The following is a 14,702-nucleotide window of genomic DNA, read 5'->3' on the forward strand; positions in this document are numbered from 1 at the left end:
ATACACGCCGAATCTGACCCCGAATAGAGGAAAAAAGAGGAATGATTTCCAAACCAATGGACTACAATAGTAACAAGTCTTCTATTCTATTACAAAATGATCGTCTCATAGAGACGTTCTGGCCTATTCCCGTCCGTTTAAAGCTGCCTATACTTTCGATGAGAGCCTTCCTTCAGAAAGCTTTCCGTTGTTAGCTTTATTGTATCACAGCACCCAACAAAACCACAGGCAGAACCAAGCTCATTGCACGCCATTTCTAAAATATTTTTACAGGAGGAATATATGATGAATTCACATCGTTCGGCTATGGATGAAGTTCGCATGGCTGCCAAGCTTGCGGATTTGAAAGACGAGCATTACCGCAATACACTGGCGGCGCTAAGTACATTGATTGAACTACTGGTGGACAAAGGCGTAGTGACCCGTGAAGAGGTAGAACGCAAAGCCGCCGAGCTGGACAGCTTTATGACTCACTTACCTTATCCCAAGGTGTAGGACGATCATAGTACGTATCGCACAATCGAAATTCACTGTCCTTGTAAAAACAGCCGCGGTCTTCCATCGCCCCACGTACAGTCAACTTCGCAAGTTCCATCATATTGTGGTCGCGGCTCAAATGTGCCAAATACGTTCGCTTCGTACGTCCTGTCAATAGCTCGCTAAGAATCGCGCCCGCCATCTCATTGGATAAATGACCGATATCACTGAGAATACGGCGCTTGATGTTCCACGGATAACGACCCATACGCAGCATTTCCACATCATGATTAGACTCCAGCACCAATACATCCGCGTCTGATATCGCCTGTTTCACTTTGTCGCTGACATAGCCAAGATCGGTCGCTACACTGAGCTTCTCTGCCCCATCATAAAAGCTATATCCTACAGGCTCAGCCGCATCATGGGATATGCCAAAAGACTCCACGCGTAATGACTCAAATTCCCGCGTTGCGCCTGTCTCCAATATTCTGCGGTTATCGTCTGCAATTTGCCCAACAGCATTGCTGATGGCAAACCATGTCTTCTCGTTAGCATATATAGGTAAATTATATTTACGCGCCATGGCGCCTAGTCCTTTAACATGATCGGAATGCTCATGCGTGACCAAAATACCATCCAACTCTTCTCCGCTCAGATCGCGTTCTTTCAGCAATTCGTCAATACGCTTCGCGCTGAGACCTGCGTCGATGAGCAATGTCGTGTCTTCGTTCCGCACAACGGTAGCGTTGCCGGTCGAACCGCTCGACAGCACGGTAAATGAAATCCCCATATCTGTTCAAGACCCTTCTGTATGTTCTGTCTTTGGACTAATGACATCTCCGTTCATCTGCACATAGTACACACCTTTCCCGTTGTCCATCATAAACCGCCACACGGGGGCAGCCACCTGGCTATCGGAGTTAAAGGTCTGTCCGTAATAACCGAGCCGGATATCCTTCACAATCGAGTCGCGCGGCAAATAACCGTCAATCAGCCTTGCCAGTGCTTTGGACGCAGGCAGCATTTTCTTTGCCTCATCCGAAGGCTGGAGATCGACCTTAATTTTGCGATACCCTGTAATCTTCTGATTGCTGTAAAACAGAGCCAGCTTCACATTAAATAGCGGCCATTTGCCCTGAACAAGCGGATGAAGTACAAAAGCATCTGCTTGTCCGGATGCCAACTCCTCCTGAACATCCAGCGGATCGTACTGAAAGTTATCGATATCCTTGATTTGTGGCTCCAATGCCTCAACTAGCGCGTCATGGGTGAATACCAGTTTGCTGTCCACCGGCTTCACCAGCTGCACACGATCATCCTTTTCTCCACTATGAACATATGTGTAAGAAAGTTTAGGCAGCTGTGGGGTATCCCCGGGAATCGGAGCCAACACCTGAATGCTTTTCTCTTCCATTAAACGCTGCGTATTTTCATCCAATGAAGTAAAATCCAGATTCGGCCCTGCCGTTTCCTGCGCATCATGCCACAATTGGTAACCTAATACCACATTGAGCAGCAAAAATGTACAGATCAATACGTTTTTGGCGCGGCTCCAATCCATTCCCGTTCCCCCTTCCTGTCACCTCTTTGTCTCCTGGTCTGGCTGCGTTTGTGTTGTATTCGATGCTGTCGTTACAGGGACAGCATGAATCTCAGCAACAGAACCGTCACTGAGCGTAACGCGCCACTCAGGAGAAAGCTTCAATCCATCATTAATCAGCTCCGGCTGATATACAGGAGTCAGTTCTCTAATCGTCTTCCCTTTGCCTACAGTCTCCAGTTGCTTTTTCAAGGGCTCGCCGCCCGGCAGCATAACCTTCTTTGAGGATTGTTCTCCTCCCTTGAGATACAGCAACGAACGATCATAGACAGAAGCCGTTTCCTGCTGGATTTGCAGCGAAATCGTACCAAAGCGGAACGATGGTGTGTCCAGCACTGGATAAGCACCATAATACTGCTGAAACATCACAGTTGTACGATTTTCATCACTGCTCTTCAATTTCAGCTGATACGAAGCATCCCAACCACCATGCTGATTCACAAAGTCAACCGCGGCCAGCACATCCCTAATCGGACTGCTTCCACCCGCCCCCGGCGCACTGGGATCGGTATAGCTCATCCATCGTTGCTCCTGCTTGATTTGCAGACTACGCTTGCTGTCCGTATAAATTTGGGAGCCGTCCTTTTCCTGAATATTGCGCGTAATCCCCGGATCGAAAAACAAATTCCGCTGCATTTGCTCCGTCGTAAACAACCCGGCATATACCACAGGCTGTGTAGTTTCCAGGTCATTCACGGGAATGTAGTACTGATTATCCACCAGCTCGTACAACGGGGCATTTTTACCGAAATTCACATGCTGTCGGATGTCCTCTACCGTCATATCGAACTGGTTCGCCTCATACACCACATCGCCTCTGGCACTGAAAAAGAGCGCGTGCGGCTTGGCATTCTTTTCATCTATATAGATCCAGATGCGGTTAATCGTCTCTCCCTGAAACACCGAATCCGGCGTCAGACGCATGACCCGCTCCAGTAATGAAACCGGGACTCCGCCTGAAAAAGATAATTCGATGCCTTCATTTTCGCTGCGAATCCGCGCCCAGTCTGCCGATTGAATACTTCGACGTTGAAAGTTGTTAAAGCTTCGGCTTTCCAGCCGTGTATAAATTAAATCGTAAAAAGTAACACCCGGATAAAAAACGGTATGCTTCTTCTCACCTTGGTGAATGAGCATTTTATCAGGAAACACGAGGTTCTCAATCTTTTTCTCCTGTCCCATGCTTTCGGTTTTGACATAGTTCGTTTCTGAAGTGAGTACAGAATCACTGCCCGGAAGGCGGTAAATCAAAAAATAAGTCTGTATCAGGCTGGAAGCAACCAGCAAAATAAGCGTCCAGGACTTCAAACGTTCCTTCACTGTGCTTCCCTCCCTTCACTCGACATGGGTAGCGTAAAGGTCGTACAGGTTCCCTGACCATATTCCGACTCCAGAAAAATCTGGCCCCCATGCGCCTTTACAATTTCCCGGGCAATCGAAAGTCCCAACCCCGTACCGCCCATATTGCGCGATCTCGCCTTGTCTACACGATAAAACCGTTCAAAAATCCGGTCCAGATCTTTTTTGGGAATACCAATCCCGGTGTCCTGTACCGAAATGGATAGCATCCCCTCACTATTGCGGCGAGCTTCGATCCGAATACTCCCGCCATCTGGCGTATATTTCAGCGCATTGGACATCAGGTTGTCCAACACCTGCTCAATTTGGTCCCGGTCGATCACGACTTTACCGATTCCCTGCTCTACGAACATCCCTGAGCGAATGTGCTTTTGCTTCATTTGAAAAGAAAACCGATCTGCGACCTCGTCCAGCATCTCCATCACATCTGCAGGCTGCATCCGCAAAGGTGCCTCATTGGAATCGAGCCGTGACAGATGCAGCAAATCCGTAACCAACCGGATCATACGCTCTGTCTCGTTGCGGATCACGCCCACGAAACGCTCCGCGAGCTGCGGTTCAGCCATCGCGCCGTCATCCAGCGCCTCAGCATAGCTGCGGATGGTCGTCAACGGAGTGCGCAGCTCATGTGATACATTCGCTACGAATTCCCGCCGTGTCGTCTCCATCTCCTCCTGCTCCGTCACGTCCTGGAGCACGGCAATCGTTCCCGTAATGCCAAATTCCCGCCGATGAATCGGCGTGAATGTCACACGGATGACGATGGGTTCATCCTGACCGGCTGGCTCCAGCTGCAAGAGCGTGGAGGCCGAAGAGCCGCTATACAGGGCCTCGGTTTCCTCCGGGTCGATCCCCAGCAGTACCGCGATATGCCTGCCGGTCATTTCGTTCTCGTTTACGCCCAGCATGGCGCTGGCCCGACGGTTGACCAGAATGACCCGGCCATTGTCATCAGTAGCGACCACACCGTCGCTCATATTGGTCAAGATGGAGGAGAGCTTCTCCTTCTCCTCTTCATTTTGGGACAGCGCCTCACGCAGACGGCCTGTCATATAGTTAAAGGCCACACTGAGCCTGCCGATCTCGTCATCACCAAATACAGGCATCTGCTGGTCGAATTTGCCCTCGGCAACCTCCGTTGCATGACGTGTCATCACCTTAATCGGGTGCGTAATCGTGTGGGCCAATACCACGCCCAGCACAGCCGTCAACGCGAGCGCAATGAGCATACCTGAGAGAAACACATTGTTAATGCGTTTCATCGTATCGTAGAGCTCGCTCATCGAAGCGGCGATGTACACCGCGCCGACAATCTTGCCTTGGCTGATAACAGGCTTGGCGACGACCTTCTTGCGGACATTATCCTCGTCCACCATGTATTCCTCGTTATCACGGATACCTTGGAGTGCGCGGCTGACCACTGTCTGCGTGTTTTTGCGTCCGACATAATCGGCGTGTGAACCCTGAGAAGTAATTAACACTTTACCGCTGGCATCCAGCACCTGAATTTCCGCGCCGCTGAAATCAAACAAATTATTCACGCGTGCACGCAGGCTTTCCACGCTGTCTTCTTCCATTTTGCCGTCACTGCCACTCAGATCCTGCTCCGCCAGCACGGACAGCATCTCCGCCCGTGCTTGCAAATCCTGCGTAAAATTACTCGTGAGAGAGTTTTTCATCGAGCTGACAAAGTAGACCCCAATCAGCTGCATAGCCACCAAGATAAGCAGCACATAGATAATAATCAGCTTTGCATGAATGGTACGAAAGAAAGACAGCCATCTCATGCCCGTAGGCCACCTTTGCCCCCGCTCACAATATATCCAAGGCCACGGCGTGTCAGGATGGTCTCCGGCTTGCTCGGGTTCTCCTCAATCTTCTCGCGCAACCTCCGAATGGTCACATCCACTGTCCGCACATCCCCGTAGTATTCGAAGCCCCACACCGCCTGGAGTAAATGCTCCCGCGTCATGACTTTTCCGGCATTCTTCGCCATGTAGTGCAATAGCTCATACTCACGGTGCGTCAGGTCAAGCGGTGTTCCGTTTTTGTAAGCTGTATACATATCCGTATCAAAAAAGAGGTCGCCCACGCGCAGCCCCTGCTTATCCTCCTGCGGTCGGCTTTCCGACGCGCCTGCCCCGCCGCGTTGCTGTCTGCGCATCTGTGCCTTCACCCGTGCCAGCAATTCCCGTGTGCTGAACGGCTTTGTCACATAATCGTCCGCGCCCAGCTCCAGCCCCAGCACTTTGTCGATTTCGCCGTCCTTGGCGGTCAACATAATAATCGGCGTCTGGAGCTGATGCCCACGTACCTCGCGGCATACATCCATGCCGTCCATGCCCGGCAGCATCAGATCCAGCAGAATCAGGTCAGGCTGCTGCTTGACCGCGATATCCACCGCGCTGATTCCATCGAAGGCGCAAATCACCTGGTAGCCCTCTTTTTCCAAATTAAATTTTAAAATATCAGCGATTGGCTGTTCATCATCCACTACCAGAATCGTTCCCTGCATATAGCGTTCACCTCTCTTCACGGATCATAATTTATAATTAACTTACGTTTGTCAGTACCTATAAGATGTTTATTCTATTCTATCATACCCGTGAGCCATTCCATTACTTCTCTAGACCCTTTTCTTTAAGCAGAAAAAAACCATGCCTGCACCTAATGTTAAGCATGCAGAAAAACATGGCCTTTCCCTTTGATTCTCATAAATCATGTAACTCTCGATATAAATATCCAACCTATCTTAAATACGTCATTGGATTGCGTGGCGTATTATCTTTACGAATTTCAAAATGCAGATGCGTTCCGGTTGAGCGTCCTGTGTTCCCCATGACCCCAATCGATTCGCCTTGCTGAACCACCTGTCCTACATGAACGCCAATGCTGCTCAAATGCCCGTACACGGTTTGGTAGCCGTTGCCATGATCAATCATAATGACATTGCCGTATCCATTCTGCTGACCTGCAAATGATACCACGCCTTCATCTGATGCGTGAATATCAGCACTACCGACCAAGTCCACACCCTCATGCATACGTCCCCAACGTGCGCCAAAGCTACTCGACATCGATGCGCCGGACACCGGCCAAGCGAACTGTCCTGAGCCTTCTCCCACGACCTTCGTCCCTCTAAGAACCACCTCAGTAACAGACGGCTGCAGCACCTTTTGACCGAGCCATTCCTCTTGCACGACCTCGCCGTTCTCCTTGGTCAAACGATAGTCCATCTCTTTAAGACCTGCTTGTCCCGGTCTGACTACTTTGGTAACTCCTGCCTTCAGTTCATCGCTCTGGCGAATCTCAACCTCAGGCTCGATGGCAATCTGTTCGACGACCTTCTCTACTGTTCGCACCGTAACCGGAGCCTTCGGAGCAGTAAGCTTCAATTCGTCCCCAATTTGCAAATACAGCTCACGCGAGCCAGGGTTGTTCTGCTTAATCTCCCAAGCGGTCATATTAAATTTAGTTGCAATCGACGACAAAGAATCGCCTTCTTGCACTGTATACGTGATAGGAGCCTCACGCCCCTCAGTCAACACTTTGACTGCTTCTGCCTCCGTCAGCACCTTGTTCGGGTCTGCTTTCACAGGCTCGTACGCGATTTTCTCACGGATACCGGCAGACTCCAGCCATGCTTTAGGGGTTTTAGTACTAGCACTCGCATGGCTGCTGCCCACGGATGTTTTGCGAACCAGCCCCTTGATGCCTGTAGATGTACCCTCACCCACAGGTGTGTACTTCTTCTGTACTTGTTTTAAAGCCGCTTGTGCAGTCGCTTTGTCCTTTACAATGCCAACCGTCTGACCGTTGACCTTCACTTCTACCCCTTTGGCATACGCTGTCAGCATACCGTCCAGCTTCTTCAGCGTGGCCGCGCTGTCGATATCCGCTTTATATGCCTTCTCAATGCCTGTCGTTACCGCGCTCGTATTGAGCACCATATCGACGCCGGGATACTTGTCCTTATATTGTTTGCTCTTCGTTGCGTACAGCTGTTTAAGTTGTTGCTCATTCAAGATATTCCCGACCTCGACGCCTTTTACATACACTTTATAATAAGGAACTGTGTTAGCCCCGACATACTGATTACTCGCAAAAATAAGACTGCCTGCAATCACCACACCGCCTGCCGTCCAGCTCAACCATTTTCTCCGACCGCTCCACCACTTTGCTATTTTCCCCGCTTCCACAGCAGGCTTGTCTGCAACGTTTGAGTCTGCATTCCTGCTGTCTGGTGAATCCTGCTCCCTCAAAACCTTCATGACTCTCTCCTTTTCAGCATATCTTATCTCTATATAAATGCGTTCGTTATTGGTCTTTCACATTATGAACCTAGCCTGTATTCACAAGCATCTATGATATTAGTCGCTATCTACCATTGCATAGTTGCGTAAAAGGTTTCAAAAATTTAACCTTTTCACAACACTGTTTACTTTAACATAGCCTTTACAAAGAATTCAACTACACTCCAATTCCTTCCTGACACGCAAAAAAATCCGCGCATGGCGCGGATTCTACAGTCCTATTTTGAGCATAAACATTTCCCATGAATTCATCGTTTATTATTCAAGATTTTGCAAAATACTCATTTAAGCAAATCCATCAGCTTGTTATATTCCTCTTTGGTCAAATACTTCGCAAGCACCTGCTGAATATCCTGAAGCTCCTGCTCGGTGAGACCGCCTTCCATCGCAGCTGATATTTTCTGCATCTCCTCCGGCGGTAGCTTATTCATCAGAATCGCAAAAATTTCCTGCTTCTGTGCTGCTGGTAAGTTGTTCTTCTTTTCCGTCAAATGGTCGGGCGTAATCACTAAATCATGGCCTTCAATACTCGTTTCGGGTGTAGCTGTACCTCCTGCCTGCTTCCGTGACTCGTTGCCAGTTGTTCCAGCCGACGTGGCTCCCTCCTGAGATACCTTGCCATTGTTGGCTGCGCCACCAGCCTCACTTCCGCTTTCTTCTACGCCCTGTCCCATGACAGGCAACGCATCATCAGGCGGTGTTACACTTCCCGAGCCACTTCCCGTCGTCTTGTTCTTCCCCGTGTTTGTGCTTTGGTCCGTACCCGCACTGCCTTTTAGCCAACCCAATCCCCATATGGGCTGATGATCGAGCTGAATGTTAAACTGCCGCAGCAGCGATTGAACATAAGCATTAACGACTACACCTGTCACTGCCAGCGTTAGTGCGCTAACCAACACCACCGTCATTCCTTTTTTGAGCAGCCATCCAAGCCACCTCATATCCCGTTACCTCCTTATACGCATCCTGCCATGTGTGTATCATCATGAAGTGCATATAGATCAGTATTGACGAGATATGACGATTTTTAACCCATGGAATATGTAAAACTAGCACAATTCAATAGAAGATGCCACATTCTGATTGAATCAGCGCGTACGACGCACCCAGAAACGGAAAATGTCACTGCGGACATAATCCAGAGAATACAGCACCTTCCTGTTCATTTCATCATAGTGAAGCTGCTTCAATAGTAATACCGTAGCCTGCGGATGCTTCAGCAGACGTGTCATATGTGCGTCGTCATAGTTGGGAACGGTAAGCTCGGAATACGCTCCGACGATTCGCACCCCCGCTTTGAACTCAAGACTCTGAAAAAGTGAGCCTGAAAAAGAGTCACCTTCCAGAATGGGACCGGCTAATTTCTCTGGCATCCAGTTTATAGAGTGAGCTACAGCCTCTCCGTTGGCAGTGCGTGTACGCTCTAGGGCAATCATGGGCTCATTTTCGGAAAATCTCATCTGTTCGGCAATATCAGGAGGACAAACCGAAATTCTCTGAATGGATTCCAGCTGCTCGTCTTCCCGTAACCCTGCCGAACGAATCATGTCCCCGATGCTGTACAGGCGGTCCAGCGAGCTTGGAATACTCGGCAGCGGACAAGTAGCAAACGTGCCACTCCCGTGTTTTACTAGTAGCTTACCTTCCGATTCCAGTTGGCGAATAGCTCCCCTTAGCGTCGTACGCGAGACACGAAACGATTGGGAAAGTGCAGTTTCCGACGGCAGCCGATCCCCCGGACCCATTTGATTAACCTTCATATATTCTTCTATAAGCTGCTTTATGTTCTCTTGTTTTGTTGACACCGTCCGAAGCCCAGCCTTTCTATTGTGTTAAGCCATATAAATCGGATTCGTAAAAGCAATCATCATCACGCAGTCTTCCATGCAGCCGTAAAGCTCGGCTCTTATCCAGCCCTTTCCTAGCGGATCTTGCAATGACAGCGTATATTCTCCTGTGTGAGCAGGGACCTGGATCTCGGAGCATATTCCATGACTACTTGTCAGCAGAAGACGAAGATTCTGAGGCTTGAGGTTATAATGGGATGCTCTTGCTTCCACATCCAATTGAACCGTCACCGATAGTGAATCCTCTACAGTCAGCTCTATACATTCGCCGATGTGATAACGATTTTCTTTGCCCTTAATCTGTGCCCACATCGTCAGTAACGGTCCCATCGTAACTGACACTGAACCGTGGCGAATCGCATCAACTGCCCGGCCTGCTAAACCTTCTCGCTCTTCTGCTTCATCATGAACACCCAAATACGTAACAGCCGGAAGCGCATCATCTGGTTTAGATACATGCCAGTCCCGACCGCTTACCGCAGTGATGCGATACCCCTGATTCAACAAATCGGTCCACATGGCAAACGCCCGCTGGCTATCCCGCTTAATAGATGGCATAAGCGTTGACCAGACCTCTATATAATCCACCTCATGCCAATCCTGAATAGTGTACTCCCAAAAGCACCCCGTACAGATCGGACTTCCAATCCTGAACGGATGGGCAATCCCTGCAATGCCTCCCTGCTCATGCACCTGCCGAATCCCCTCATGGATGTCATCTGGTCCCAGCACACGCCAGTCGATAAAGCGGTCAACCCCAAGCGTCAGCATGTGCCCGTAAAAGGTCGTCCACTCCATCCCTGAAATGATGGGGAGACCGAACTGCCGCTGAACCCGTTCCTGATCCGCAAGTGCCGATTGCGTGTTGTGATCCGTCATAGCGATACATTCAAGCCCGAGATTGGCTGCACTTTGGGCCAGCTCCTCCAGTGTTTGCTTGCCGTCGCTGTGAAGCGTATGGGTGTGAAGCTCAGCTGGAATCCATTTAAGCATATGCTGCTTCCTCCCCCAATACATGAATTTGGTAGGCAAGCGTCTCGGTCACAACGGCATGCAGACTGACCGTAATCCGCCACATGCCTGGCGGATGATCTCCTGCAAGGAATCCCGGGGAAGCCGCAGACGAACCGAGCCAATGCTCCTGCTGCATCTCGGGACGGTGCGCATTTCCGCGGTGACGGAGAGGATCATCGACAGACAGCGTTAATAAATTTTGCAGCGGTATATACTTCTTCCATAGATCGGATGAATGCCCCGGCTCGTCGTATCCGTATTTGCTCATGCTTTCCTCAATGATTTCTCGTGCTTGCTCTTGATCCTCCAATAACTTGGGCGTGTAAGAGAAGTGAATACGGATCGTTTCAGTCGGCTGTGGAATATGAAAAGAGTACGTAATATGGCTCTGGGTGCAGGTTCTGTCGACCGTTCCTTCCACATACAGTAGTCTGCTCATGACTCCCCATCCTGGCTAGACGGTTCATCCACAACATGTCTCACCATATCATTCACAGTATGTACTTCATCACCCGACATGTCTTTGTCTGCCGCCCACAAAACACCCACGGGTTGAAGCCGCGTCAGCTCAATCACCCGGTCTGTACGAATACCTGGAAACTGCGGGAGATTATCTTCGTTTAACGTAAAAGCACACAGTCCGACCACTTCCATGCTGTCCGCACCGCCTTCCAGCAATACGGCTCTGATTTCAGCTATATCCTCAAGCACAGCCTCTCCAGACAGCTTGACCGTGGTAGAAAAATGTGACTCTGCCCCCTCATAAGCGGCTCTAAATTCCCCGAGTCTCAGATCATGATGGCACGACGAATACCACTGCTCCGAGCCGTGAAGACGAAGCTGAACATCGACACAGGCATCCTCCTCACGCCGATTGAAGCCAGGCTTGAACCCTGGAGACAATTCTCTGCCTGAATCCCGCAAGGGGCGTTTGGAAGTCTGGATAAACACATAGCTACGCTGGTGTGCAAGTGTAATGGAAGACGCTTGTGATGGCATTTCCAGCTCCTGCTGACGTTCCATCTCCCACCCAGTGACCTGATAGGCAAAAGGAAAACGACTCATGACCGCCTCACGTGGCTCTTCCTCTGGTTTCCAATGGAAAGCAGGCGGCAGCATAAAACGATAGTCCGATGAAATGTCATCCTTAAAGTTTCCGTTGGTTGTTGCGGATTGGAGAACAGGATGCCCACCCAGATCATAATTCCCATTAAACGCAGTCGTAATATGATGTGCCCCCTGGAAAACAGCTTCCAGAACATTGTCCTCTGCATCTAGCTCTACGCGGTACATCCATTCGATATCGGTGGTTCTTCCCCATTTGCTCATAAGTAGCGGCGCGGGCGTTCCCTCATCTTCATGGCTGAACATCATCTGGTATTCAATGACTGTCTTCTCCTCATTCCCTTCCACGGAATAGAACAAAACAAGCGGTGTATCCGTAAAGCGATTCTCATAAGGATGTGACAGATTACGGCCATATAAAAGCGGGGTATGGCGATAAATCAGCGATCTTGGAGAGGAATCAGCCACGCAGCGCAGTTCAACCCCGTCGATCCATGCTCGAGATACAAGCGGAGCCGATTCCAGTTCGCGGAATTCGGCATAGACCTCATAATCGCCTTCTTTTAGATATCCCAACAAACGGGTGTACACTCCCTGACTGCTACCATAGTACAAAATGACATCTTGATTATAGGCTTCATTCAGGTAGAGACGTACGAAGGCAGATTCTCGATCTGTCGCAGCCCAGTCACTGTCTGATCTGGCGAACAGATCAAGCTCCGCGTATCCGTCTTCTGGCATGGAAAATGTAAACCGGAATCCGTTTCCCGGACTGAGCTCAACCTCCGCCTTGTGTAAGGCAATCCGATAACCGCAATCCAGCAGATCCTTTTCCCACGCTCGCCCACTAAACCCGGTAATTTGCACCTCTGCTTGGCTGTTCATCCCTGTAACCTCCTTAGTGTATAACGGCGGTCTAGCTGGCATCCGCATCCTTCACCATTGTCCGAATATAAAAGTAGCCCATAAAAGAACACAGTAGAAACATAAACACTGCCATTGCGCTGGCCGTATGCGTCTCCTGATAGCTGGAAAACACCTGCTGCATCGCAACACCCAGCACTTGTGGTGAGTTGGCACCGATCAGGAAGGGAGCCGTAAAGCTTCCCATGATTCCCATGAAAATGAAGGTCACCGCAACCCACATCGTTTTGTAGGAAAGGGGTAAAATAAAGCGCCCAAACAGCTGCATCGTGCTGGCTCCGGCATCTCTGGCACTTTCGACGACAGCGTTTGGAATGCTGGCAAGTGCCGAGCTGAGCAGCATGGTTGCGAACGGAATGTTGAACCACAAATTAGCCAGCACCAGCCCTTTGTAGTCATAAATAATCCTCGGAATCGTCTCAATGCCAAGCGGCAGCAAAAGACGTGCAGCCCAACCGTGATTACCATACATGGTAATGATCGCATACGTTGCAATTACACCGGGAACAAACATCGGAATAAAATACAACCGACCTATCCACTTCACGACAACCCCTTTACCGAATCTCAGATAAACCGCCAAAGCATAGCTGATGACCAGAGTAAGGGCCGTCGAGACTAACGTGACATTAATGGTATACATGATATTTCTACGCATGGCAGGTTCCGTGAACAGCCGAATATAGTTGGCCAGACCGTAGCCCGTTCCATATTGATCAATCAAGCTTTCCTTTACGGCATAGAGAATCGGAATAATAACGACGACCAGCAAAATGAGAAAAGACGGGATGACCAGGGCAAGCCCCAGCATCCCCCTTTTGGACAATGAACTCATGATCAACCGCCCGCTACTTCACTTTGCCAGCGTTTGTAGATTTCCTGCTGAAGCTCTCCGCTGTTAAAGCTGCGGTATCCAGAAGATACACTGTTAAATTTCTCTTGCAGCTCCGTTGGCATCAGATTCCACTTAATCCCCGGATAGCCGTACATTTTATTAATAACCACCGTTTGCGCTTCGGGCGTCAGTATATAATTCAAGAATTCCTGAGTTGCTTCTTTTTTGGAGGAAAGCGAAGGAACCATCAGATAAGAGGGTCCACCTGTAAAGGCAGGGTCGATCTGTGTCAGCTTCACCGTGTCTGGAAGCAGCCCTTTAGCCAGTTGCTCGAGCGCCATATCAGACCAGGCTGGAACCATGTCAACCTCTCCACTTGCTAAAATATCAAGCGTGCCTTGGTTCTTCTTAGGATAGACTCCTTTTTGGTACATTGAAGGGCCCAGTTCCTTGAGCAGTGAGAAGCCTTGATCCCATTTCTTCATATTTGCCGGATCATCACTGTTCATCGCCTCTGGTGGAAGGAAATTATAGATAACCGTGTTCACAAACGAGCTGCCTGACCCACCAGTGGACGGATCATTATAGGCAAACTTACCCGGATGCTGACGAATCCACGTGTACAGCTCGTCGGCTGTTTTCGGAGGTGTTGCTACTTTTGCACTGTTATAGGCAAGGACAACCGAAGAGGCACGGTATGGAATGGCCTGATTGTTGACTTGCTTGAGATACGTTTCATCAACATTCTTCAAATTTGGAACCTTGGCAGCATCCACCGTTTCCCACAGTTTCTCGCCTACCCCTTTGGTGATGTCATCCAGACTGCCTTCGTACAGGTCGATATCTGTATCGGTTTGTCCGCTTTTCTTGGCTGCGATCAGACGATCCAGTGTAGATGCGCCTCCGGTCCCTGCTGGCAAATACACCAGTTTGACCTTAACGTGATCATTTTTAGCTTCAAAGTCCTTGATTAACGTTTCCCACAGCTCTTTGACGTTCAGGGACCCTCCAGTGTACAAGGAAATTTCCGTCGTTCCCGTAGCCGCTCCCGCTTTTGTAGACTTGGCTTCCCCTGTAGCCGTGGCGGCATTACCGCCGTTTCCACAGCCAGCCAACAACGATAAACTAAGTACCCCTGCCAAAACCAGACCCATATTCTTTTTCCCAAACACGTTGTTGCCTCCTTTAGATAGTTGCACAAGTTCGCAGCATCACCAGATGATGCGTTCGTGATGGACATTGATGCGATATAGAGGTTGATCGTG

At 49.6% G+C, this 14,702-nt stretch carries 14 protein-coding genes; 1 reads left to right on the forward strand and 13 read right to left on the reverse strand.

What is annotated here, in order from left to right; all coding sequences use genetic code 11:
* Nucleotides 1–285: 285 nt before the first annotated feature.
* Complete coding sequence (locus ACUUJN_RS26610; protein ID WP_484669778.1) at nt 286–495, forward strand: hypothetical protein; 210 nt, start codon at nt 286–288, stop codon at nt 493–495.
* Here ACUUJN_RS26610 and ACUUJN_RS26615 read toward each other — a convergent pair.
* The 13 genes from ACUUJN_RS26615 to ACUUJN_RS26675 all read right to left on the reverse strand — a co-directional run bounded on the left by ACUUJN_RS26615 (nt 464) and on the right by ACUUJN_RS26675 (nt 14,609).
* On the reverse strand, nt 464–1,270 hold the full coding sequence (locus tag ACUUJN_RS26615; RefSeq protein ID WP_053326502.1) for an MBL fold metallo-hydrolase: 807 nt from the start codon (nt 1,268–1,270) through the stop codon (nt 464–466). The genes ACUUJN_RS26610 and ACUUJN_RS26615 overlap by 32 nt on opposite strands.
* A 6-nt stretch (nt 1,271–1,276) precedes the next feature.
* Nucleotides 1,277–2,041, reverse strand: a complete 765-nt coding sequence (gene yycI, locus ACUUJN_RS26620) for a two-component system regulatory protein YycI (RefSeq protein ID WP_069080188.1) — start codon at nt 2,039–2,041, stop codon at nt 1,277–1,279.
* 18 nt (nt 2,042–2,059) lie between these two features.
* Nucleotides 2,060–3,400 carry a YycH family regulatory protein gene (locus ACUUJN_RS26625; protein ID WP_484669126.1) on the reverse strand — a complete coding sequence of 447 codons (1,341 nt, stop codon included), beginning with the start codon at nt 3,398–3,400 and terminating at the stop codon, nt 2,060–2,062.
* Nucleotides 3,397–5,226 carry a cell wall metabolism sensor histidine kinase WalK gene (gene walK / locus ACUUJN_RS26630; protein ID WP_053326504.1) on the reverse strand — a complete coding sequence of 610 codons (1,830 nt, stop codon included), beginning with the start codon at nt 5,224–5,226 and terminating at the stop codon, nt 3,397–3,399. The genes ACUUJN_RS26625 and walK overlap by 4 nt, the downstream gene beginning before the upstream one ends.
* Complete coding sequence (yycF, locus tag ACUUJN_RS26635; RefSeq protein WP_025723159.1) at nt 5,223–5,954, reverse strand: response regulator YycF; 732 nt, start codon at nt 5,952–5,954, stop codon at nt 5,223–5,225. The genes walK and yycF overlap by 4 nt, the downstream gene beginning before the upstream one ends.
* A 232-nt stretch (nt 5,955–6,186) precedes the next feature.
* Nucleotides 6,187–7,710 carry a M23 family metallopeptidase gene (locus tag ACUUJN_RS26640; RefSeq protein WP_023991125.1) on the reverse strand — a complete coding sequence of 508 codons (1,524 nt, stop codon included), beginning with the start codon at nt 7,708–7,710 and terminating at the stop codon, nt 6,187–6,189.
* Between the two features lie 323 nt (nt 7,711–8,033).
* Complete coding sequence (locus ACUUJN_RS26645) at nt 8,034–8,693, reverse strand: hypothetical protein (RefSeq protein WP_484669127.1); 660 nt, start codon at nt 8,691–8,693, stop codon at nt 8,034–8,036.
* 147 nt (nt 8,694–8,840) lie between these two features.
* The gene (locus tag ACUUJN_RS26650; protein WP_484669128.1) at nt 8,841–9,557 is read right to left on the reverse strand and encodes a GntR family transcriptional regulator; all 717 of its coding nucleotides are present in this window, start codon (nt 9,555–9,557) and stop codon (nt 8,841–8,843) included.
* Between the two features lie 27 nt (nt 9,558–9,584).
* The gene (locus ACUUJN_RS26655; protein ID WP_076295145.1) at nt 9,585–10,592 is read right to left on the reverse strand and encodes a CehA/McbA family metallohydrolase; all 1,008 of its coding nucleotides are present in this window, start codon (nt 10,590–10,592) and stop codon (nt 9,585–9,587) included.
* On the reverse strand, nt 10,585–11,052 hold the full coding sequence (locus tag ACUUJN_RS26660; RefSeq protein ID WP_076295144.1) for a hypothetical protein: 468 nt from the start codon (nt 11,050–11,052) through the stop codon (nt 10,585–10,587). Before ACUUJN_RS26660 ends, ACUUJN_RS26655 begins: the two co-directional genes overlap by 8 nt.
* Nucleotides 11,049–12,563 (reverse strand): hypothetical protein, encoded by a 1,515-nt coding sequence (locus ACUUJN_RS26665; RefSeq protein WP_484669129.1) that lies wholly within the window; start codon nt 12,561–12,563, stop codon nt 11,049–11,051. The genes ACUUJN_RS26660 and ACUUJN_RS26665 overlap by 4 nt, the downstream gene beginning before the upstream one ends.
* 31 nt (nt 12,564–12,594) lie before the next feature.
* On the reverse strand, nt 12,595–13,437 hold the full coding sequence (locus ACUUJN_RS26670) for an ABC transporter permease (protein ID WP_023991131.1): 843 nt from the start codon (nt 13,435–13,437) through the stop codon (nt 12,595–12,597).
* A 2-nt stretch (nt 13,438–13,439) separates the two neighbouring features.
* Entirely contained in the window at nt 13,440–14,609 is a 1,170-nt protein-coding gene (locus ACUUJN_RS26675) for an extracellular solute-binding protein (RefSeq protein WP_025723151.1), read from the reverse strand.
* Nucleotides 14,610–14,702: the final 93 nt, after the last annotated feature.

It is taken from the genome of Paenibacillus sp. LRG-1 (genome assembly GCF_057220305.1).

What these genes read in the sequence shown, in the direction of transcription:
- ACUUJN_RS26610 (WP_484669778.1), top strand. Translation starts at nt 286, where the DNA reads ATGAATTCACATCGTTCGGCTATGGATGAAGTTCGCATGGCTGCCAAG.
- ACUUJN_RS26615 (WP_053326502.1), bottom strand. Translation starts at nt 1,270, where the DNA reads ATGGGGATTTCATTTACCGTGCTGTCGAGCGGTTCGACCGGCAACGCT.
- yycI (WP_069080188.1), bottom strand. Translation starts at nt 2,041, where the DNA reads ATGGATTGGAGCCGCGCCAAAAACGTATTGATCTGTACATTTTTGCTG.
- walK (WP_053326504.1), bottom strand. Translation starts at nt 5,226, where the DNA reads ATGAGATGGCTGTCTTTCTTTCGTACCATTCATGCAAAGCTGATTATT.
- yycF (WP_025723159.1), bottom strand. Translation starts at nt 5,954, where the DNA reads ATGCAGGGAACGATTCTGGTAGTGGATGATGAACAGCCAATCGCTGAT.
- ACUUJN_RS26640 (WP_023991125.1), bottom strand. Translation starts at nt 7,710, where the DNA reads ATGAAGGTTTTGAGGGAGCAGGATTCACCAGACAGCAGGAATGCAGAC.
- ACUUJN_RS26645 (WP_484669127.1), bottom strand. Translation starts at nt 8,693, where the DNA reads ATGAGGTGGCTTGGATGGCTGCTCAAAAAAGGAATGACGGTGGTGTTG.
- ACUUJN_RS26655 (WP_076295145.1), bottom strand. Translation starts at nt 10,592, where the DNA reads ATGCTTAAATGGATTCCAGCTGAGCTTCACACCCATACGCTTCACAGC.
- ACUUJN_RS26660 (WP_076295144.1), bottom strand. Translation starts at nt 11,052, where the DNA reads ATGAGCAGACTACTGTATGTGGAAGGAACGGTCGACAGAACCTGCACC.
- ACUUJN_RS26665 (WP_484669129.1), bottom strand. Translation starts at nt 12,563, where the DNA reads ATGAACAGCCAAGCAGAGGTGCAAATTACCGGGTTTAGTGGGCGAGCG.
- ACUUJN_RS26670 (WP_023991131.1), bottom strand. Translation starts at nt 13,437, where the DNA reads ATGAGTTCATTGTCCAAAAGGGGGATGCTGGGGCTTGCCCTGGTCATC.